Source organism: Amycolatopsis sp. NPDC051372 (genome assembly GCF_040682095.1).
Classification (GTDB): domain Bacteria; phylum Actinomycetota; class Actinomycetes; order Mycobacteriales; family Pseudonocardiaceae; genus Amycolatopsis.
The window spans coordinates 43,565-62,857 of the sequence record NZ_JBFBAF010000047.1; the positions used below are offsets into that span (position 1 = coordinate 43,565).

Consider the following 19,293-nt stretch of genomic DNA (forward strand, 5'->3'; position numbering starts at 1 on the left):
ATGGTCCGGCGGGTCCCTCGTGCGGGATCCCTCAGACGGGTCGCTCAGGTTCGCCGATCCGCTCGTGGACGAACACCCGACACTTCTCCAGCGCGTTCTGGAGCCTCTGCGCTCGCTCCAGCACGAGTTCGAGCTCCAGGACCGTCGTCGGCACCGTGGTTTCCCTGAGCCCCCACACGATTCCGGACATCGTCAGCGACAGCCCCCACGTCACGGCGTCGGCCGCGTCGACCAGCTCCTGCAACACTCGACGGTCACCGGCCGGAAGCCCCGGCCGACGTGCACGAATGTCTCCGGGCGTGGGGGCCCTGCCGCCACCCGACGTGGCGGCAGGGGTCTGGGCGTGATCAGCCACGGCTCAGCACTTCACCTTCGGCCGCTGACGGTCCTCGTAGTCCTCCAGCACCAACGGTTCCGCGTTTTCGCGCGGCGCCGGCGGAATCCCGAGGGCGCGCCGGATCTTGTAGTCGCACCCCTCGCACGTCGGATCGAGCCACGGCTTGTCCGGCGTGTGCACATCCGCCTCGCCGACCTCCAGCCGGTAGCCGCACAGCGTCTTGAACGTCGCACCGAGGTCCAGCACCCCGCGGTGGATGGCCTGCCTGGCGTGCCGTTGTCCCGCAGCCTGTTGCCACACGAACATGAAGCCCTCCCCGGTAATCGGCTGTTGCGTGCAACTAGCATCGTTGCGCGCAACGTTGCATGCAAGCCCTGTCCGCTTCGCAATCGGGTGAATACGGATCGCGCCCGGCGGCTACGATCTGTTGCATGGCCAGCAACCTGCCCACGCCTCGATCGCGCGAGTTCGGCTCCGTGCTGCGCAAGGCCGCAGAGGTGAAGGGCATGTCGACCCGGGAACTCGGCGGCCTTCTCGGGCGCAACGCTTCCCATGTGTCGCGCTTCTTCCAGGGGAAGCTCATTCCCTCTGAAGCGGAGGCCGATGCGATCTGCGTGCACCTCGGCATCGAGGGCAAAGCTCTCGCGGCTCTGCTTCAGGTCCGAGCGGAAGCTGCCGACCCGAACTGGCTGACCGGGCTGGACAGGCAACTCGCGTTGCTGAGCGAATATGAAGCTGCGGCCACGTTGATCTTCAACGCTCAGGCTCAACGGATTCCCGGCATGCTCCAGACCGAGAGGTACATGGAGAGAGTCATGTCGGCTGCGGGCAATTCCGATGCGGTGGTCGAAGCCGGTGTGACATTTCGGATGCGCCGGCAAAAGACACTGTTTTCCTCGAAGACAGAGTTCCACGCCATCATCGGCGAGCTGGCATTGCGCTACCCAGAATGCGACGACGACGAGGTCATGATCGAGCAGCTTCGGTTCTTGCTCGAAGTATCTCGGAAGAAGCAGGTCACCTTGCAGGTCGTCCCACTCGCCGCGCGGTACAGCCCGCTGCGGGATGGTGCATTCGTGCTCATTCGCGGCACCGATCCTGGCTCCGATGTGGTCTATCTGGAGCACTACGCCACCAGCTCCACTTTGACCGCGGATCAGTACATTCGCGGCTACCAGCGCGCGGCGGAACAGCTCCGTCGTCAGGCGATGAGCCCCGAGCAATCGGTGGGTCTCATCGCCGACTTGATCGAGGAGATGGAGGGTGGAGATGACCGGTGACCGCCTTTGGCGGAAATCGTCCTACTCGGGAAGCGCGCAGGGCGACTGTGTTGAGGTCGGGTTCCCCGCGGCGGGTCCGCTCGACGCAGTGGCAGTTCGGGACTCGAAGGACCCCGGCGCGGGTCACTTCGAGCTTTCGCCGGCCGGCTGGCGAGGGTTCCTGGCGACCGTGAACCGGGAGACCTCGGCCCGCTGACCGAGGCGAGCGAGCGTGCCCCAGCATCCCGACGATGCTGGGGCACGGCCGATTCCGCGGGTGGTCTGGGCCTTTCGGGTCAGCCGCGCGCGAACACGGCGTTAATGCGGCGTGGCGGGCGCGGGCCAGGGCTTGCGGCGCGGGGAGTGATTGCGCAGGCTCGCACCGTGAGCGAACACGACTACGACCTGATCGTCATCGGCTCGGGCCCGGGTGGGCAGAAGGCCGCCATCGCGGCCGCGAAGCTGGGGAAGAAGGTGGCGGTCGTCGATCGCCACGACATGGTGGGCGGGGTGTGCGTCAACACCGGCACCATCCCGTCCAAGACACTGCGCGAGGCGGTCCTCTACCTGACGGGGATGAACCAGCGCGAGCTCTACGGCGCGAGCTACCGCGTGAAGCAGGACATCACCATCGCCGACCTCATGGCGCGCACCCAGCACGTGGTCGGGCGCGAAGTTCAGGTGGTCCGGGCCCAGCTGCTGCGCAACCACATCGACCTCGTGCCGGGCACGGGGTCGTTCGCCGATCCGCACACGGTGCTCGTCGAGGGCAAGCACGTCGGCGACCGGCGCACGGTGTCGGGCGACCACATCGTGATCGCCACGGGTACCCGGCCCGCGCGCCCCGCGCACGTCGACTTCGACGCCGCGCGTCGATGTTCGCCGCGCTCGGCTCGCGCGTGACAGTGGTGGAGCAGCGCGACCAGATGCTCGACTTCTGCGACCCGGAGATCGTGGAGTCGCTGAAGTTCCAGCTCCGCGACCTCGGCGTCACGTTCCGGTTCGGGGAGAAGGTGGCGAACGTCGCGGTCTCGGACGCGACGACCGTGACCACGCTCGCCAGCGGCAAGCGCATCCCGGCCGACGGCGTGATGTACTCCGCCGGCCGCCAGGGCATGACCCACGAGCTCGCCCTGGAGAACGCCGGCCTGCTGGCCGACCAACGCGGCCGCCTGTCGGTCGACGAGCACTACCGCACCGAGGTGGACCACATCTACGCCGTCGGCGACGTCATCGGCTTCCCCGCGCTCGCCGCCACCTCGATGGACCAGGGCCGGCTCGCCGCGTACCACGCGTTCGGCGAACCGGCGAACGGCCTCGGCGCCCTGCAGCCCATCGGCATCTACACGATCCCGGAGATCTCCTACGTCGGCGCCACCGAGGCCCAGCTGACGTCGTCCTCGGTGCCGTACGAGGTCGGCATCTCCCGCTACCGCGAGCTCGCGCGCGGCCAGATCACCGGCGACAGCTACGGCATGCTGAAACTCCTGGTGTCCACAGTGGACCGCAAACTGCTGGGCGTCCACGTCTTCGGCACGGGCGCCACGGACCTCGTCCACATCGGCCAGGCCGTCATGGGCTGCGGCGGCACCGTCGACTACCTGGTCGACGCGGTGTTCAACTACCCGACGCTCTCGGAGGCCTACAAGGTCGCGGCCCTGGACGCGACGAACAAGATCCGGGCTCTGGACCGGTTCCCGATCTGAGGTCTTCGAACACCTGTTTGACACTCGATAGAACATGTGTTCGACTGGACGGGTGCGATGGGAACGACAACGAGCAGGGGAGGGCGAGCCGATCCTGCCTGGTCTGGACGGGCTGCTGCGGTCCGTGCGGTCACCGGAGTTCGACGGCGTCACCTTTCACGAGGTGCACGCCAAGTCCGTGCTGAACCGGGTTCCCGAGGGGTCGCAGGTGCCGTTCCGGTGGACCGTGAACCCGTACCGAGGGTGTTCCCACGCGTGCACGTATTGCCTCGAAGGCGGCACGCCCGTGCTGATGGTCGACGGGCGCGCGAAGCCGATCGCCGACCTGCAGGTGGGGGAGCGGATCCTCGGCACGCGCGGCCACGGCGTCGCGCGGCGGCTGGTGCCCACGGAGGTCCTGGCGCACTGGACGACGGTGCGCGAGGCGTACCGCGTGACGCTGGACGACGGCACCGCGCTCGTCACCGGGCCCGACCACCGGTTCCTCAGCGCGCGCGGCTGGAAGTACGTCACGGGCAGCAAGCTGGGCGCGGCGCAGCGGCCGCACCTGGTCGAGGGCACGGAGCTCGTCGGCGGCGGCAAGTTCGTGCGCACACCCGACGACACGCTCGGCTACCGCGCCGGTTACCTGTGCGGGATGTTGCGCTCCGGCGGCTTCGCGACGGAGAAAGACGCCGCGGCGCGAGCGGTGCGGTACCTGCCCGATTTCGGTTCGTCCGTGGGATTCATGAGCCTGCCGCGGAAGCCCGACGCGCACTGGGCGCGCGGGTTCCTCGCCGGGCTGTTCGACCTGGCGGGCGCGTACCGGCGCGGGGTGCTATCGATCGCGCACGACGAGACCGACGTGGTCGACGCGATGTTCGCCGCGCTGGACCGGTTCTCGTTCGGCTACGACACGGTCGGCCACCGCGAGTACGCCGGCCGGCGCCAGGCGCGGCTGACCGGCGGCGCCGGGGAAGTGTTGCGGTTCCTGCATCTGACCGATCCGGCCGTCACGTGGAAGCGCTCTCTCGACGGCACGACGATCGGGTCCGTGCGGCGCGTCGTCACGTCCGTCGAGTCGCTCGGCCTGGAGCTGCCGCTGTTCGACATCACCACCGGCACCGGCGATTTCGTGGCCGACGGCATGGTGTCCCATAACTGCTTCGCCCGCAACACCCATACCTACCTCGACTTCGACGCGGGCCACGACTTCGACACCCAGGTCGTGGTGAAGATCAACGCCCCGGAAGTCCTTGCCGCGCAACTGAAACGGCCCAGCTGGCAGCGCGAGCACGTGGCGATGGGCACGAACACCGACCCGTACCAGCGCGCCGAAGGCCGCTACCAGCTCATGCCCGGTATCATCCGCGCCCTGGCCGATTCGGGCACGCCGCTGTCCATCCTGTCGAAGGGCACAGTCCTCACCCGCGACCTACCGCTGCTGGAGTCGGTCGCGAACGACGTGCCGGTGAGCCTGGCGGTCTCCATCGCCTTGCTCGACCGCGAACTGCAACGCCGCCTCGAACCCGGCACCCCGAGCCCTCAAGCGCGGCTCGACCTCGTCCGCAAGGCGCGCTCGGCCGGCCTGCCGTGTTCCGTGCTCGTCGCGCCGGTGCTGCCGTACCTCACCGACTCGGTCGAGGCGCTCGACGCGCTGTTCACCGAACTCGCCGCCGCGGGCGCCGACAGCGTCAGCGTCATCCCCCTCCACCTGCGCCCCGGCGCGCGCGAGTGGTTCGCCGCGTGGCTCGGCCGCAACCACCCCGCGCTGGTACCGCGCTACAAACGCCTCTACGCCCGCGGCAGCTACGTCGACCGCGCCTACCGCCAGCAACTCGGCGAACGCGTCGGCCCGCTGCTGCGCCGCCACGGCCTGGCCCCGAAAACGGGCTACAACCCCCGCACGGCCGCCGAACCGGAAGCCCCGGAGCCCCGGGTGGAAGCCCCACCACCCGCCGAACAGCTCCGCCTGCTCTGACCGCGCCACCCGGCCTTCCCCGACCGGCGCGCTCAGCAGCGGTGACCCGGCCGTCAGGCCCCCGAGCGGCCGGGTCACCGTCCCCTCTCGCCTTTGGCGCGGCGTTCCCGGCGCTCGGCGCATGACCGTTGGCAGAGTTGTCCACACCTGCCCCGAGTTGTGGACAGCTCGGCGGTCCAGCGGCGTTCTCGCCGTTTTTGTCGGGGGTGCCGGATAGACTGGACAAGGGACGCCCCCCAGGGAGGGCGGGGCGTGTCTTCCCCCGGCCGATGCCCACAACCGGATCTCCCCCACCTCGGATCTCCGCCACCCCCGCTCAAGGCGACTCGAACAGCGACTCAAACCTGGTCGCGGCCTTCTCCCCACCATTCGTTAGCCTCTGTGTTCGGCGAAAACCCGTCGACGAACCCGTGAACCCGTGGGCTAAGGAGAGCAGTCGCAGTGCTCCGCACTCATCAAGCCGGCACCCTGCGTGCCGAGCAGGCCGGTCAGACCGTCACCCTCACCGGCTGGGTGGCGCGGCGGCGCGATCACGGCGGAGTCATCTTCATCGACCTCCGCGACGCCAGCGGGGTCGCCCAGGTGGTCTTCCGCGAGGGCGAGATGGCCGAGCGCGCGCACGCGCTGCGGTCGGAGTTCTGCGTGAAGATCGTCGGCGAGGTGTCGAAGCGGCCCGAGGGCAACGCGAACGCCGAGATCCCCACGGGCGAGATCGAGGTCCTCGTGACCGAGCTCGTGGTGCTGTCCGAGGCCGCGCCGCTGCCGTTCCCGATCGACGACCGCGTGGACGTCGGCGAAGAGGTGCGCCTGAAGTACCGCTACCTCGACCTGCGCCGCAGCGGCCCGGCGGCCGCGATGCGCCTGCGCAGCCAGGTCAGCCGGGCCGCGCGCGCCGTGCTCGACGAGCAGGACTTCGTCGAGGTCGAGACGCCGACGATGACCCGCTCCACCCCCGAGGGCGCCCGCGACTTCCTCGTGCCGGCGCGCCTCAAGCCCGGTTCCTGGTACGCGCTGCCGCAGTCACCGCAGCTGTTCAAGCAGCTGCTCATGGTCGGTGGCCTCGAGCGCTACTACCAGATCGCGCGCTGCTACCGCGACGAAGACTTCCGCGCCGACCGCCAGCCGGAGTTCACGCAGCTCGACATCGAGATGAGCTTCGTCGACCAGGACGACGTGATCAAGCTCGGCGAGGACATCGTGTCCGCGCTGTGGAAGCTGATCGGCCACGAGATCCCGCGCCCGATCCCGCGCATCACCTACCACGAGGCCATGGCCAAGTACGGCTCCGACAAGCCGGACCTGCGCTTCGACCTCGAGATCACCGACATGACGGAGTTCTTCGCCGACACTCCGTTCCGCGTGTTCCAGGCGCCCTACGTCGGCGCGGTCGTGATGGCCGGCGGCGCCGACCAGCCGCGCCGCCAGCTCGACGCGTGGCAGGAGTGGGCGAAGCAGCGCGGCGCCCGCGGCCTCGCCTACATCCTCGTGAACGAGGACGGCACGCTCGGCGGCCCGGTCGCGAAGAACCTGTCCGAAACCGAGCGCGAGAACGTGGCCAAGGCCGCCGGCGCGAAGGCCGGCGACTGCATCTTCTTCGCCGCCGGCAAGACCGCCACGACCCAGGGGCTGCTCGGCGCCGCGCGCGACGAGATCGGTAAGCGCCTCGGCCTCATCGACGAGGACGCCTGGTCGTTCGTGTGGGTCGTCGACGCGCCGCTGTTCGCGCCGGTCGAGGACATCGGCGATGACGTGGCCGTCGGCTCGGGCAAGTGGACCGCCGTGCACCACGCGTTCACCTCGCCCACGCCGGAGTGGGTCGACAAGTTCGAGCAGGACCCGGGCGCCGCCCTGGCCTACGCCTACGACATCGTCTGCAACGGCAACGAGATCGGCGGGGGCTCGATCCGTATCCACCGCGGCGACGTGCAGAGGCGCGTGTTCGCGCTGATGGGCCTCGGCGAGGAGGAAGCGCAGGAGAAGTTCGGCTTCCTGCTCGACGCGTTCGCCTTCGGCCCGCCGCCCCACGGTGGCATCGCGTTCGGCTGGGACCGCATCGTGATGCTGCTGGCGAAGGCCGACTCGCTGCGCGACGTCATCGCCTTCCCCAAGACCGGCGGCGGCTACGACCCGCTCACGGCCGCGCCCGCGCCCATCACGGCGCAGCAGCGCAAGGAAGCCGGCATTGACGCCAAGCCCCAGGGCGCCAAATCCGAGAGCGCCAAGTCCGAGAACGCCAAGCCCGAGAGCGGCAAGTCCCAGGCCGCCGAGTCCCAGAGCGCGAAACCGGCCCAGCCCCAGGGCTGATGTTGCACTTGAGGGCGGTGTGCCCGCCGGAGCAGACGGCTTCAGCGATCGAACTCCTGCGGGCACACGCCGGAACCGCGCACCTCATCGTGCATCGCGGTGTGGCGGTCGAGCCCGAAGGCGACCTCATCGAGGCGGACGTCGCCCGTGAGGCGGCCGACGAGATCGTCGACTCGCTGTGCGCGCTGTACCTCGACCGCACCGGCGGGATCACGCTCGAGGCACTCGACACCGCGCTGTCCGACGCCGCCGACGCGGCCGAGGAAGCCGCGCCGGGTGAAGGCGCCGACGCAGTGGTGTGGCAGGAACTGCTGGGCCGCACGGGTGAGGAATCACGCTGGAACGCGACCTTCCAGGCGTTTCTGGTCATCGCGTGCCTGCTCGCGGCCGTAGGTGTGATCACCGACTCGCCGGTGACGGTGGTCGGCGCCATGGTGGTGGGGCCGGAGTTCGGCCCGCTCGCGGCGATCGCAGTCGGGCTCGTGCTGCGGCGCTGGGACCTGGTCCGGCAAGCGCTGGTCGCGCTCGCCGTGGGGTTCCCGGTGGCCATGGTGCTCACGGGAGTGGCGGTGCTGGTGGGGAAGGTGACCGGCGCCGTCGACCCGGCCGACATCGTGAACAACCACGAAGTCGACTTCGTCTACCAGGTCGGCGAGGCTTCGTTCATCGTCGCTCTGCTCGCGGGAGCGGCCGGGATGCTCGCCATGACGTCGGCGAAGTCTGCCGCGCTGGTCGGGGTGTTCATCTCCGTGACCACCGTGCCCGCCGCCGGTTACGCGATGGTGGCGGCGGTCGCGGGCCGCTGGGACCGGGCCGGGTATTCGGTGCTGCAGCTGTTCGTGAACTTGATCGGGATCGTGCTCGCTGCGGCCATTGTGCTGATACTTCGACGGCGCAAGCAACGTTCCGGCGCCCTGTTACGTCCGCTTTCACGCGGGTGATGAACTACGCGTCGGTTCGCGTGTTCTTGCCCGGATCACTGTGGTCATGGTTGCTCAGTCACGAGTAGGGTCGGTGCCAATGACAGTCGACACCTCCTCCGCCGGCGACGCGGGCGTCGGGGCAGGAGCCGGGCAGCTCGCTGTTGCCGCGGCGGTCGCGGCGGGCGAAGCGGTGCTCTCGCGCCGCTTCGGCAGCGCGATCACCCTGGTGTCACCGGAAGGACTCGAAGGCAGCGGACCGGCCACGGTCGTGCGGGCCCGGGTCGTGTCGTCGTCGTTCGCGCTGCCGCGCACGCTGGTCATCAAGCACTACCCCGACCCGCCCGAGTCCGGCGAGGCCGACCCGTTCGCGCAGGAAGCGGTGAGTTACCAGCTCTTCACAGCGTTGGCGCCCGACGAGCGCATGTGCCCCGAGCTGCTCGCCCACGACGGGCGCCACCGCGTGCTCGTGATCGAGGACCTCGGCCGCGCGCCGACGTTGCAGGACAAGCTGGCTTCGCGTGATTCCCGCGCGGCCGAGCGCGCGCTGCTGTCGTGGGCTCGCTCGCTCGGGCGCCTGCACGCGAGCACCGCCAGCCGCGAAGCCGACTTCAACGCGCTGCTGCGCCGCCTCGGCGGCCCGGTGCGCAACCAGGACGCGGGTCTCGCCGACCTCACCGCTGAGGTGCCGCCGATGCTGGCGGACCTGCTCGACGTGGTGGTCGCCGAGCCGGTCCACGACCGCGTCGCCCAGGCGGCCGCGCAGGCGCGCTCGGCGTCGTTCCGCGCGTTCAGCCCGGTGGACCTGAGCCCCGACAACAACCTCGTGACCGGCTCCGGCGTGCGGTTCCTCGACTTCGAACGCGGCCGTGTGCGCACGGCCCTGGTCGACGCCGCGTACCTGCGCCTGCCGTTCGCCTCCTGCGAAGACGCGCTGGCCCTGCCCGCGGGCATGAGCGAGGCGATGATCGCGGCCTGGCGCGCCGAGGTCGTGTCGGTGTGGCCCTCGTTCGCCGACGACGAGGAGCTCGCCGCGCAGCTCACGATCAGCGAGCTGCTGATGGTCTGGCTCATCACGCGCGAGACGCTGCCCAAGCTCGACCTCAGCCGCCACGCCACGCCAGTGAGCCGCGAGGCGGCTCTCGTCACGTGGTGGCGCGAGCTGGCCAAGCACGCGGGCTACGCGCGCCTCACCGACATCGCCGAGCACGCCCAGCGCGTGGCGGCGGCGCTCGGCGCGCGGCTGGGACCGCACGCGGACCTCGCGTTCTACCCCGCTTTCCGCTAGCCCGCGTCTGACAAAGCCGCGGCGCCTTGTCGGCGTGCTGCCGGGGCGTGGCTTGGCCACTCGCTACGACAAAATCCCCGTCGTCTACCGTCCCGCGGCGCTCCTCCACGCACGGCTATCCGAACCAAAGCGTTGCCGGACACGGCTGGCCCGATTTACCCGAAAGATCCCGTTTTGCGCGGGTGAACACGGGAAACCGGCAATTCCGACCCCGCCGGGCGGACAGGACATGCCAAGAGTTTCAGCCCCCGTCCATGCCGCGTTACCTGGTCATCACCGCAGGTGAGTTTCGGTGCCGGATGGTCTTCTGCGTGACCGTGATCAGCGTCGAAGTCACCCGCTTCCCCGAACCCGCCGATCCCGCGCCGCAGCGGCAGACCACCGACGCCGCGCCGGCCGACGAGCCGCGCCGTGCGCGCCGGCTGGCCATGCTGGGGGACTCCACCGCCGTGGGTCTGGGCGACCCGCTGCCGAACCGAGGCGGCTGGCGCGGAGTGGGGCCGCTGGTCGCCGCCGCGCTCGGGGTGGACGAGGACGGGTACCTCAACCCGTCGTTCGAAGGCGCGCGGATGAAGGACGTGCTCACCCAGCAGCTGCCGGCGGTGCTGGAGTTCCGGCCCGAGGTCGCGCTGCTCGTGGTCGGCATGAACGACACGCTGCGGCCCGATTTCGACGCCGAGCAGATCTCCGCCGACCTCACCGAGCTCATCCGCACGCTCGCCGCCCACGGCACGCTGCTGGTGCCGGTGCGCTTCCACGACCACGGCAAGGTGTTCCGCCTCCCGCCGTCGATCAAGCGCGCGCTCAGCGCCCGCGTCGCGGAGCTCAACGAGGTCATCGACGCGGTCGTGGCCGCCGAAGGCGTGCCGTGCCTGGACCTCGATGCGATGCCCGGCGCCTACGACCTGCCGTCGTGGAGCGTCGACCGGCTGCACCCGTCGGAGCTGGGCCACCGGATGCTGGCGCTCGGCTTCACGGCGCTGCTGGCCGAAGCCGGGTTCGCGGTGCCGGATCCGGTGAGCCTGACCTGCTCGGGCGGCGTCCAGCCGAGCACCGCGAGCCACGTCGTGTGGCTGGTCGCGCGGGGCGTGCCCTGGCTGTGGCGCCGCGGGCGCGAGTTCCTGCCCTACGCGGTGGCGATCATGTGGCGGTCGTTCCGCGAGCGCGTGGACTGAACACGCGCAACGCTTCCACGTCGGACACCGGGTTGCGCACGAAGTAGTTCGCCCATTCTTCGATGTCGGCGTACCCCGAGCCGGCCAGTACCTCGCACGCTTTCGCGGTGTCGTAAGGGGTTCGGCGCAGCTGCACGCCGGGGCCGAGCAGGGCCCAGTGCGCACCCGTTGTGCCGTACGGCATTCCGACGCTGCCGGGGTTGACGATCCGCGTGCGGTCCGCGAGCCGCACGAACGGCATGTGCGTGTGGCCGCACACCACGGTTTCCGCCGTGACCCCGGCGAGCACCTCCGCCCAGCGGGACAGCGGGCTGTCGACGAGGGCGACTTCCTCGTCGTCGCGTGGGGTCGCGTGGCAGAACAGCACCTCGCCGAGCCCGTCGACGTCGAGCGTGACGGTCGGCGGCAGCGAGGCGAGCAGCTCGACCTGGTCCGGGCGCAGCTCAGCCGCGGCCCACGGCGCGATCGGGTCGGGGATCTGCGTGGTGCCACCGCCGGCGAGTGACACGAGTTCGCGGTCGGCGTTGCCGCGCACCCACACCGCGCGTTCGCCGAGTGCCCCGAGCCGGTCGAGCGTCTGCCGCGGCAGGGGACCGGCGGCGTGGTCGCCGCACAGCACGACCACGTCGGCCGCCGCGACGTCCGGCTCCGCGAGCACGGCGTCGAGCGCGGGCAGCACTCCGTGGATGTCCGAAAGCACGGCGACGGAAGAGACCATCGGCCCAGTCTGCCTGCCGCGGCGCCACCGGCGAGGGATGTTCGCCGGTGGCGCAACGGATTACACCGAGAGCGGCAGCTTGGTCACACCCGTCATCGCCGGGTTGGGCTGGAACGCCGGCGGCTCACCGGGAATCGTGCGCAGCGAGGGGTAGCGGTCGAGCAGGATGTTCAGCGCCGTGCGGCCTTCGAGCCGCGCGAGCGGCGCGCCGATGCAGAAGTGGATGCCGCGCCCGAACGCCAGGTGCGCGTGGGTGATGTCCTCGCGCGTCGGGTCGAACGAGTCCGGCTCGGCGAACACGCGCGGGTCGCGGTTGGCCGCGGCGACCCAGACCATGAGCATCTGGTCGGCCGGGATCGTGGTGCCGCCGACCGTCACCTCGCGGTTGGTCACGCGCGCCACGGCCCCGAACGGCGACAGGTAGCGCAGCGACTCCTCGATCACCGGCGCCAGCAGCGATCGGTCCGCGCGCGCGCGGGCGTCCCACTCGGGGAACGCGTCGAGGCACAGCACGGTGTTGCCCAGCAGCATCGTGGTGGTGATGTGCCCAGCCAGAAGCAGCACCTGGGCGAAGTTCACGATCTCCGAACGCGTGAGCCGTTCTCCGTCGACCTCCGCTTCGACGAGCTTGGTGAGCAGGTCTTCACGCGGGTTGCGGCGGCGCTCGTCGGCGTGCTCGCCGAGGTAGTCGGTGAACTTGCGGCTCACGGCCAGCTGTTCCTTCAGCCGCTGCTGCTGTTCCTCGGAGTCGTCGGTGAGCGAGAACTGCTCCGGGCTCTCGAACAGCCGGTCCACCCACTCGCGGAACAGGTGGCGGTCGCTCGCCGGCACGCCGAGCAGCTCGGCGATCACGATCACCGGCAGCGGGTAGGCGAGGTCGGCGACGAGCTCGAGGTGGTCGCGCCCGGCGGCCTCGTCGAGCAGTTCGTGGGTCAGTTCGGCGATCCGCGGCTCGAGGTCGCCCACGACCTTCGGCGTGAAGGCGCGGCTCACGAGCTTGCGCATCTTGTTGTGCAGCGGGGGATCCAGCTGGAGCAGGTTGCCGGCCGAGAGCTCCTTGGTGTCGCCAAGGGTCTTCTCGGGCAGCAGCCGTGCGGTGTCGGAGGAGAACGTGGCCGGGTCGGACAGGATTTCGTGGGCCTCCGGGTGGCCGTAGACGTTCCACGTGCCCAGCTCGGGCTTGAACTCCACGGGGTTTTCGGGACGGTGGCCCCGCAGCCAGAACTGTTCCTTGTGGATGGTCCAGGCTTCGGGAAGTGCGGTGCTCATGGTGCGACAGCCCCAATCTGTCTTCACGGACGGGCCGGGATCAGCCGGCGCCGGTGGTGGGTTTCCCCGGGTAGATCACCGCGCGGGCGGCCGAGGCGTAGGCCTCGAACACCGTGCGGAGCTCGTCGGCCGCCTTCTCGACCGTGCCCGGGTCGGGTTCGCCCGGCGGTTCGAAGGCGGCGCGGATCACGCGGGCCAGCGCGTCGGCCCTGGCCTCGAGCGGCGTGTCCGCGAACTCGGGATTGATGTTGCCGTAAAGGTAAAACCCGCTGGAGGCAGCGCCGAGCGCGAAGCGCACGTCCGGGATGTCGCCGCGCAGCAGGCCGCTGCCGAGGAACAGTTCGAAGGTGCGCTCGACCGCCTCCGCGGCCTCCCGCTGGGTCTCGGCCGCGCTGATCGCGTAGTCGCCGAGCAGCTCCGTGTCGTTCGCGAGCATCGCCGACAGCAGCGGGTCTCGCGTCGTGAGCAGGAACGTCGAGCGGAAGTAGCGGTGCGGCACGACCGTGTGCGGGTCGGCGCGCAGCTCGGCCACCGACGCTTCGAGCAGCCGCACCGAAGCGCGCATCAGCAACGCGCCGAACAGTGAGTCCTTGGTGCGCCAGTGCAGGTAGACGGTGCCCTTGCCGATGCCGGCGCGGCGCGCGATGTCCTCGATCGTGACCTTGCGCGAGCCCCAGCGCACCAGCAGCTCGGCCGCCGCGTCGAGGATCCGGTCCGCGCGGTCGCGGTTCGGCTCGTCCGGCACCTTCGTCTCCCTTGATCGTTGACCATGTGACCGGATTTGCTCATCTGGTCACGGGGTCAACGGTAGCGCGGGTACGCGGGCCGGGCAAGCGAAGTTGTCGGGGTGGTCGGTTAACGTCAACGGTGTGGCACAGGACGAACTCTTCACGGTGAACCCCGACCTGGGGCCGCCGCCGGAACCGACGCGAGCTGGTTCGTCGGCCGAACCGCAGGCCGACCCGGCGAGCTCGCCGCTGGCCGTGCGGATGCGGCCGCGCACGCTCGACGAGGTGGTCGGGCAGCAGCACCTGCTGCGCGAGGGCGCCCCGCTGCGTCGCCTCGTGGAGGGGGCCGCGCCGGCGTCCGTGCTGCTCTACGGTCCGCCGGGCACGGGCAAGACCACGCTCGCGAACCTCGTCTCGATCGCGACGGGCCGCCGGTTCGTCGCGATGTCCGCGCTGTCGGCGGGCGTCAAGGAGGTGCGCGGCGTCATCGAGGAGGCGCGGCGGCGCCGGCAGTACAACGCCGAGAACACCGTGCTGTTCATCGACGAGGTGCACCGCTTCTCCAAGACGCAGCAGGACGCGTTGCTGGGCGCGGTCGAGGACCGCACGGTGCTGCTGGTGGCCGCGACGACCGAGAACCCGTCGTTCTCCGTCGTGTCCCCGCTGCTGTCGCGGTCGCTGGTGCTGCAGCTGCGCCCGCTGACCGACGAGGACATCGTGAAGCTGCTCGACCGCGCGCTGACCGACGAACGCGGCCTGGGCGGCTCGCTCAGGTTGACCGACGAGGCGCGCGACCACCTCGTGCGCCTGGCCGGCGGCGACGCGCGCCGTGCGCTCACGGCGCTGGAGGCCGCCGCCGACGCCGCGTCGGCCACCGAGGCCAAGACGATCGACCTCGCCACCGTCGAGTCCACTGTGGACAAGGCCGCCGTGCGCTACGACCGCGACGGCGACCAGCACTACGACGTGATCAGCGCGTTCATCAAGTCCATCCGAGGCTCCGACGTCGACGCCGCGCTGCACTACCTGGCCCGCATGATCGAAGCGGGGGAGGACCCGCGCTTCCTCGCGCGGCGGCTCGTGGTCCACGCGAGCGAGGACGTCGGCCTGGCCGATCCGACCGCACTGCAGGCGGCGGTGGCGGCCGCCCACGCCGTGCAGTTCATCGGCATGCCCGAAGGCCGCCTCGCCCTCGCGCAGGCGACCATCCACCTCGCCACGGCGCCCAAGTCCAACGCCGTGGTCACCGCGATCGACGCCGCCCTGGCCGACGTCCGCGCCGGCCTGGCCGGCACCGTGCCCCCGCCCCTGCGCGACGGCCACTACGCGGGCGCCAAGAAACTCGGCAACGCGCAGGGCTACCGCTACCCGCACAACGTCCCTGAAGGCGTCCTGGCCCAGCAGTACCCGCCGGACGAACTCGTCGGCCGCGACTACTACGAACCCACCCAACGCGGCGGCGAACGCCCCCTGGCCGAGCGCGTGCCCCGCCTGCGCCGCACCATTCGCGACGAGCGGCAGTAGGACTCACTCGGTGGGGATGGAGCCGGGCCGCATTGCGGTGCGCAGGGCGGGCAGGGCGAGGGCGGTCAGGAGCGGAGCCACTTCGGGCGAGCTCGGCGGCGGTGGTCGAGCCGAATGGCGTCGGTGTGTCGGGCCTCCGGGTCGCCAGGGGGGCGAACGCTTGCTCGCGGAGCGCGTGCCCAGCACCTTTCGCGACGAGCGGCAGTAAGACTCACTCGGTCCGGATGGAGTCGGGCCGCATGGCGGTGCGCAGGGCGGGCAGCGCGAGGGCGGTCACCAGGAAGACCAGGGCCACGCAGGTGCCGGCGAGTGCGGCGATGGTGGCCCAGTCGACGGTCACCGACGTGCCGAGCAGGCGCGTCACCAGGGTGGCGAGGCCGATGCCCGTGCCGGTCGCGGCGAGCACCGCCAGGACGAGCGACACGGCGGTCTGTCACAGCAACGACTTGGCCAGCACCGACCTCGGCGCGCCCGCCGCGGCGAGCAGGGCCAGCGGGCGGCGCGTTCGCGGACCTGTTCCAGCGCGAGCACCCGCATGCTGACCCCGGCCAGCAGCAAGGTGAACAGCGACGCCGCGTCGAGTCCACTGCGGACGGTCGCGAACGACTTCCGGTCGGCGGTGAGCAGTTCGCCGGTGCTGTCGGCACGACCCGCCACCACACCCGCCTTCGCGCGGGCTTGCTGTCGCGGACCACGCCGAGCGGTTCGATGATCGTGCGGCGCATCGAGGTCCGGCGCGACGATCCCGGCGCGGCAGTGCAGCAACGTCGACTTGCCCGAGCCCGACGGGCCCATCACCGCGACCACTTCCCCCGTGTGGATGGCGACGCTCGCGTCGGCCAGCGCCGGCGTCGCGCCGAACGACTTGGTCAGCCCCGTCCCGCGCAGCAGCACCTCCGTGCATTCGGCCGAAGCGTTCATGCTTGCCCTTCCTCGGGTGATCCGTGCGAAGCGTGCGTGGCGGCGAGCCTCCCGGCGAGCCGGTCGAGGCGGGCCGCGGCCGGCTCCAGCCAGCGCAGGTCGGCTTCGAGATGGAACAGGGCGTAGTCCCCGATCAGCGCGTCGACGAGGTCGCCCGCGCGCTTGCGCCGGGTCAGCTCGCGCATCACGCGCAGGTGCTCGGCGCGCTGGACGTCGAGCACGTCGGCGGCGTCGCGGCCGGACAGCAGTGCGAGCACGACCTTCGTGCAGAGGATGTTCTGCAGGTGCGCGACCGGCTCTTCCGGCGTGCGCAGCCATGTCTCGACGTCGGTGATCCCCGCGTCGGTGATCGTGTAGCGCTTGCGGTCCGGCCCGCCGCCGGCATCGACACCCGCGGCTTCGACGAGCCCGTTTTTCAACAGCCGCGACAACGTCGAGTAGACCTGCCCATAGCGCAGTGGCCGGTCCTGGCCGAACCATTCGTCGTAGGTCCGCTTGAGGTCGGAGCCGTGGCGCGGGCCGGCCTCAAGCAGCCCGAGCAGAGCGTGACTGATCGACACGCCGACGACTATACATGCCAGGTATACTCGCAGAGTATAGTCGAGTTTGCGCAGCTCACCGCACGTGGAGTGATCATCTGCCCCGCCAGGGCAGTGTTGGTTCCCCCTTCGATCCCGCTCGGCGAAACTCCCGTGAACGTCGCCACGTTCTTCCGTATAACGGCGGGAGTGGGAATGTCCGGCCGTCAGGCCGGTTGATTCCCGGTGACGGAGGGGGTGGCGATGACGCTGCTGACGGTGTGGCCCGACGACCAGCCTGGGCACGTGCTGCTGAGGACCGAAGACCCGGGGACGATCACGGCCGAGCTGGCCCGCATCGGGATCGAGTTCGGCCGCTGGCCGGTGGACGGGCCGCTGCCCGGCGCCAGTGAGTCCGAGGTGCTCGCCCGTTTCCAGGACCGCATCGACTCGCGCACCACGGCCGTGGGCTACCACGCCGTCGATGTGCTGACGGGCGACTTCGGCGCGGCCGAACGCAGCCTGCCGCGCGACGAGGACCGGTTCTTCGTGACCGGCTCCGCCGTCTGGTACCTGCACGCGGGCCGCCAGGTCCACGCCGTGCTGGGCGAGCCCGGCGACCTGCTCGGCATCCCGGCGCACACCCGCCACTGGCACGACGGCGGCTCGAACCCCGGTCACGTGACCATCCGCGTGCGCCACCCGGCGTCGGGCTCGCGGATGCCGTCGGCCGAGCCGTTGCGCGCCACCGGGTTCCCCGGCTTCGACGAGCTGGTGGCCGGGCGGGCGTCGACCTGGCCCGCGCTGAGCCACTGACGGCACCGACCCTGCCTGCGGGCCGGGGTGCCGACGGGCACGATGGGGCCATGACCACTGTCGCTTTCCTGGGCACCGGAATCATGGGCCATCCGATGGCCGCCAACCTCGTCCGCGCCGGCGTCTCGCTGCGCGTGTGGAACCGCACGCGTGGCAAGGCCGAGCCGCTGGCCGCCGACGGCGCCGCGGTCGCGGACACCCCGGCCGAAGCCGCGGCGGGCGCCGACGTCCTCGTCACGATGCTGTCCGACGGGCCCACGGTCGCCGAGGTCTTCGCCGCCGCGGAAGTCAAGGCCGGCACGGTCTGGCTGCAGATGAGCACGGTCGGCACGGAGTGGATCGCCACGCTGGCCGAGGCCGCCGAGAAGGCGGGTGTCGTGTTCGTCGACTGCCCGGTAATGGGCACGAAGGTCCCCGCCGAGCAGGCGCAGCTGCAGGTCCTGGCCGCCGGGCCGGACGACGTGCACGAGACCGCCGCGCCGATCTTCGACGCTGTCGGTTCGCGCACGCGCTGGCTGGGCACCGAGCCGGGCACCGCCACGCGGCTGAAGCTCGTCATGAACGCCTGGGTGCTCGCGCTGACCAACGGCACGGCCGAGAGCCTCGCGCTCGCCCGAGCCCTCGGCGTCGACCCGCAGCTGTTCTTCGACGTGATGGAGGGGACCGGCTTCGACGTCGGCTACGCGCGCATGAAGGGCCCGCTCATGCTCTCGGGCGACTACCCCACGAGCTTCCCCGCCGCGATGGCCGCCAAGGACGCGCGGCTCGTGGTGGAGGCCGCGGGAGACGCCGTCGACGTGGCCGGGGCCGCGGCGACGCTCGCCCACCTGCAGGCCGCCGTCGACGCCGGCCACGGCGAGGAGGACATGGCGGTGCTGTACCGGGCGGTCGCCAAGCAGGACGACTGATCACCTCCACCGGACCCTCCGCCGACTCGCCCGGTGGAGGGTTCCGTGTGGCGCACAACCGCAGGTCGGAACCGGTTCGGCTGCGCTGAGTGACCGACCGGCGGGGCGACACCGCCGAACGGCTGGCCAGGCGGTAACCTCACTGACACCGAAGACCCGTGCAACCCCGAGGAGGGCCCGTGTCGGCAGGGCAGATCGCCGCGCTGATCGCCGCAGGAGCATTCGTGGTGCTGGTCTTGCTGCTGGCGATCCCGCTGCTCAAGCTCGGCCGCACGCTGGACGAGGCGACGATCGCGATCCGCAAGGCCCACGAGAACAGCGACCCGATCCTGCTGGGCGCCAACGAGACGATCACGCACGTGAACACCCAGCTGGAGCGCGTCGACGGGATCACCGCCAACGCGCAGGCGGTCACGGGCAACGTCTCGGCCCTGTCCTCGGTGTTCACCGCGACCCTCGGCGGCCCGCTCGTGAAGACCGCCGCGCTGTCCTACGGGATCAGCAAGGCGATCCGAGCGCGCCGCAAGAAGCAGGAAGCGAAGGCCCAGCGACCCGCTCGCCGGAGGAAGAAGTGAAGCGTCTGTTCTGGCTCGGAGTCGGCGTGCTCGCCGGCGTCGCGCTCACCCGCAAGGCCGGCGAAACGGTTCGTCAGGCCACGCCCTCGGGGTTAGCATCGAACCTGGGCGAGGCCGTGCGCGAGCTGGCCGGCGCCGTCGGTTCGTTCGGCGCCGAGGTGCGCGCCGGGATGAGCGAACGGGAGCAGGAGCTGCACGACATGGTCGAGGAACGGACCGGCTACACCGCGCCGCCGGGTGGCGCGGGCCGGCACGCCGCCGCGCGCCCGGTCCGGCGAGCTCGCCGGGCGGAAGGCTGACCTTCTCGCGTCTGCGAGCAGTGCTTTCCGCCGTCGCCGCCTCCCCCTTTTCCCGGTCCGATCTTCGC

20 protein-coding genes and 1 pseudogene are annotated in these 19,293 nt (G+C 70.8%); 13 read left to right on the forward strand and 8 right to left on the reverse strand.

Going from position 1 to position 19,293, the window contains the following annotated elements; genetic code table 11:
• Nucleotides 1-31: 31 nt before the first annotated feature.
• Both AB0M56_RS45360 and AB0M56_RS45365 read right to left on the reverse strand, forming a co-directional pair.
• Nucleotides 32-244 (reverse strand): hypothetical protein, encoded by a 213-nt coding sequence (locus tag AB0M56_RS45360; protein WP_364188320.1) that lies wholly within the window; start codon nt 242-244, stop codon nt 32-34.
• Between the two features lie 114 nt (nt 245-358).
• Nucleotides 359-643 carry a zinc finger protein gene (locus AB0M56_RS45365; RefSeq protein ID WP_364188323.1) on the reverse strand — a complete coding sequence of 95 codons (285 nt, stop codon included), beginning with the start codon at nt 641-643 and terminating at the stop codon, nt 359-361.
• A gap of 125 nt (nt 644-768) precedes the next feature.
• On the opposite strand from AB0M56_RS45365, the gene AB0M56_RS45370 reads away from it, so the two are divergent.
• The 8 genes and pseudogenes from AB0M56_RS45370 to AB0M56_RS45405 all read left to right on the forward strand — a co-directional run bounded on the left by AB0M56_RS45370 (nt 769) and on the right by AB0M56_RS45405 (nt 10,949).
• The gene (locus tag AB0M56_RS45370) at nt 769-1,617 is read left to right on the forward strand and encodes a helix-turn-helix transcriptional regulator (protein WP_364188326.1); all 849 of its coding nucleotides are present in this window, start codon (nt 769-771) and stop codon (nt 1,615-1,617) included.
• Nucleotides 1,607-1,813: a DUF397 domain-containing protein gene (locus tag AB0M56_RS45375; protein ID WP_364188328.1), complete on the forward strand. Its 207-nt coding sequence runs from the start codon at nt 1,607-1,609 to the stop codon at nt 1,811-1,813. Before AB0M56_RS45370 ends, AB0M56_RS45375 begins: the two co-directional genes overlap by 11 nt.
• A 167-nt stretch (nt 1,814-1,980) precedes the next feature.
• Nucleotides 1,981-3,302: pseudogene (locus AB0M56_RS45380) on the forward strand (NAD(P)(+) transhydrogenase (Si-specific)).
• Nucleotides 3,303-3,354: 52 nt separating this feature from the next.
• Nucleotides 3,355-5,262: an intein-containing Rv2578c family radical SAM protein gene (locus AB0M56_RS45385; RefSeq protein ID WP_364188331.1), complete on the forward strand. Its 1,908-nt coding sequence runs from the start codon at nt 3,355-3,357 to the stop codon at nt 5,260-5,262.
• A gap of 441 nt (nt 5,263-5,703) precedes the next feature.
• Entirely contained in the window at nt 5,704-7,566 is a 1,863-nt protein-coding gene (gene aspS / locus AB0M56_RS45390; RefSeq protein WP_364188333.1) for an aspartate--tRNA ligase, read from the forward strand.
• On the forward strand, nt 7,566-8,507 hold the full coding sequence (locus AB0M56_RS45395; RefSeq protein WP_364188336.1) for a DUF389 domain-containing protein: 942 nt from the start codon (nt 7,566-7,568) through the stop codon (nt 8,505-8,507). The genes aspS and AB0M56_RS45395 overlap by 1 nt, the downstream gene beginning before the upstream one ends.
• Before the next feature lie 79 nt (nt 8,508-8,586).
• Nucleotides 8,587-9,774, forward strand: a complete 1,188-nt coding sequence (locus AB0M56_RS45400; RefSeq protein ID WP_364188339.1) for a phosphotransferase — start codon at nt 8,587-8,589, stop codon at nt 9,772-9,774.
• Nucleotides 9,775-10,073: 299 nt separating this feature from the next.
• Nucleotides 10,074-10,949 (forward strand): SGNH/GDSL hydrolase family protein, encoded by an 876-nt coding sequence (locus AB0M56_RS45405; protein ID WP_364188390.1) that lies wholly within the window; start codon nt 10,074-10,076, stop codon nt 10,947-10,949.
• On the opposite strand, the gene AB0M56_RS45410 is transcribed toward AB0M56_RS45405, so the two are convergent.
• The 3 genes from AB0M56_RS45410 to AB0M56_RS45420 are packed head-to-tail and all read right to left on the reverse strand — an operon-like array spanning nt 10,915 to nt 13,681.
• Nucleotides 10,915-11,667 (reverse strand): metallophosphoesterase family protein, encoded by a 753-nt coding sequence (locus tag AB0M56_RS45410; RefSeq protein WP_364188342.1) that lies wholly within the window; start codon nt 11,665-11,667, stop codon nt 10,915-10,917. The two genes, AB0M56_RS45405 and AB0M56_RS45410, sit on opposite strands and share 35 nt — an antisense overlap.
• Before the next feature lie 60 nt (nt 11,668-11,727).
• Complete coding sequence (locus AB0M56_RS45415; protein ID WP_364188345.1) at nt 11,728-12,936, reverse strand: cytochrome P450; 1,209 nt, start codon at nt 12,934-12,936, stop codon at nt 11,728-11,730.
• 40 nt (nt 12,937-12,976) lie between these two features.
• Entirely contained in the window at nt 12,977-13,681 is a 705-nt protein-coding gene (locus tag AB0M56_RS45420; protein WP_364188348.1) for a TetR/AcrR family transcriptional regulator, read from the reverse strand.
• Nucleotides 13,682-13,805: 124 nt separating this feature from the next.
• On the opposite strand from AB0M56_RS45420, the gene AB0M56_RS45425 reads away from it, so the two are divergent.
• Nucleotides 13,806-15,188 carry a replication-associated recombination protein A gene (locus tag AB0M56_RS45425; protein ID WP_220238431.1) on the forward strand — a complete coding sequence of 461 codons (1,383 nt, stop codon included), beginning with the start codon at nt 13,806-13,808 and terminating at the stop codon, nt 15,186-15,188.
• Nucleotides 15,189-15,399: 211 nt separating this feature from the next.
• Here AB0M56_RS45425 and AB0M56_RS45430 read toward each other — a convergent pair whose 3' ends face one another.
• Genes AB0M56_RS45430 through AB0M56_RS45440 form a run of 3 tightly spaced genes read right to left on the reverse strand, consistent with a single transcriptional unit; the run spans nt 15,400 to nt 16,669 of the window.
• On the reverse strand, nt 15,400-15,594 hold the full coding sequence (locus AB0M56_RS45430; protein ID WP_364188351.1) for a hypothetical protein: 195 nt from the start codon (nt 15,592-15,594) through the stop codon (nt 15,400-15,402).
• Nucleotides 15,549-16,109 (reverse strand): ATP-binding cassette domain-containing protein, encoded by a 561-nt coding sequence (locus AB0M56_RS45435; RefSeq protein ID WP_364188354.1) that lies wholly within the window; start codon nt 16,107-16,109, stop codon nt 15,549-15,551. Before AB0M56_RS45435 ends, AB0M56_RS45430 begins: the two co-directional genes overlap by 46 nt.
• Nucleotides 16,106-16,669: a PadR family transcriptional regulator gene (locus tag AB0M56_RS45440; RefSeq protein ID WP_364188357.1), complete on the reverse strand. Its 564-nt coding sequence runs from the start codon at nt 16,667-16,669 to the stop codon at nt 16,106-16,108. Before AB0M56_RS45440 ends, AB0M56_RS45435 begins: the two co-directional genes overlap by 4 nt.
• A gap of 222 nt (nt 16,670-16,891) precedes the next feature.
• Here AB0M56_RS45440 and AB0M56_RS45445 point away from each other — a divergent pair, with 222 nt between their 5' ends.
• The 4 genes from AB0M56_RS45445 (at nt 16,892) to AB0M56_RS45460 (ending at nt 19,225) form a co-directional block, all read left to right on the forward strand.
• Entirely contained in the window at nt 16,892-17,443 is a 552-nt protein-coding gene (locus tag AB0M56_RS45445) for a cupin (RefSeq protein WP_364188360.1), read from the forward strand.
• Between the two features lie 50 nt (nt 17,444-17,493).
• A complete protein-coding gene (locus AB0M56_RS45450) occupies nt 17,494-18,351 on the forward strand; it encodes an NAD(P)-dependent oxidoreductase (protein WP_364188362.1) in 858 nt (285 codons plus the stop codon).
• Nucleotides 18,352-18,530: 179 nt separating this feature from the next.
• On the forward strand, nt 18,531-18,926 hold the full coding sequence (locus AB0M56_RS45455) for a DUF948 domain-containing protein (protein WP_364047556.1): 396 nt from the start codon (nt 18,531-18,533) through the stop codon (nt 18,924-18,926).
• Nucleotides 18,923-19,225 carry a hypothetical protein gene (locus AB0M56_RS45460; RefSeq protein ID WP_364188365.1) on the forward strand — a complete coding sequence of 101 codons (303 nt, stop codon included), beginning with the start codon at nt 18,923-18,925 and terminating at the stop codon, nt 19,223-19,225. The genes AB0M56_RS45455 and AB0M56_RS45460 overlap by 4 nt, the downstream gene beginning before the upstream one ends.
• The last annotated feature ends 68 nt before the right edge of the window (nt 19,226-19,293 follow it).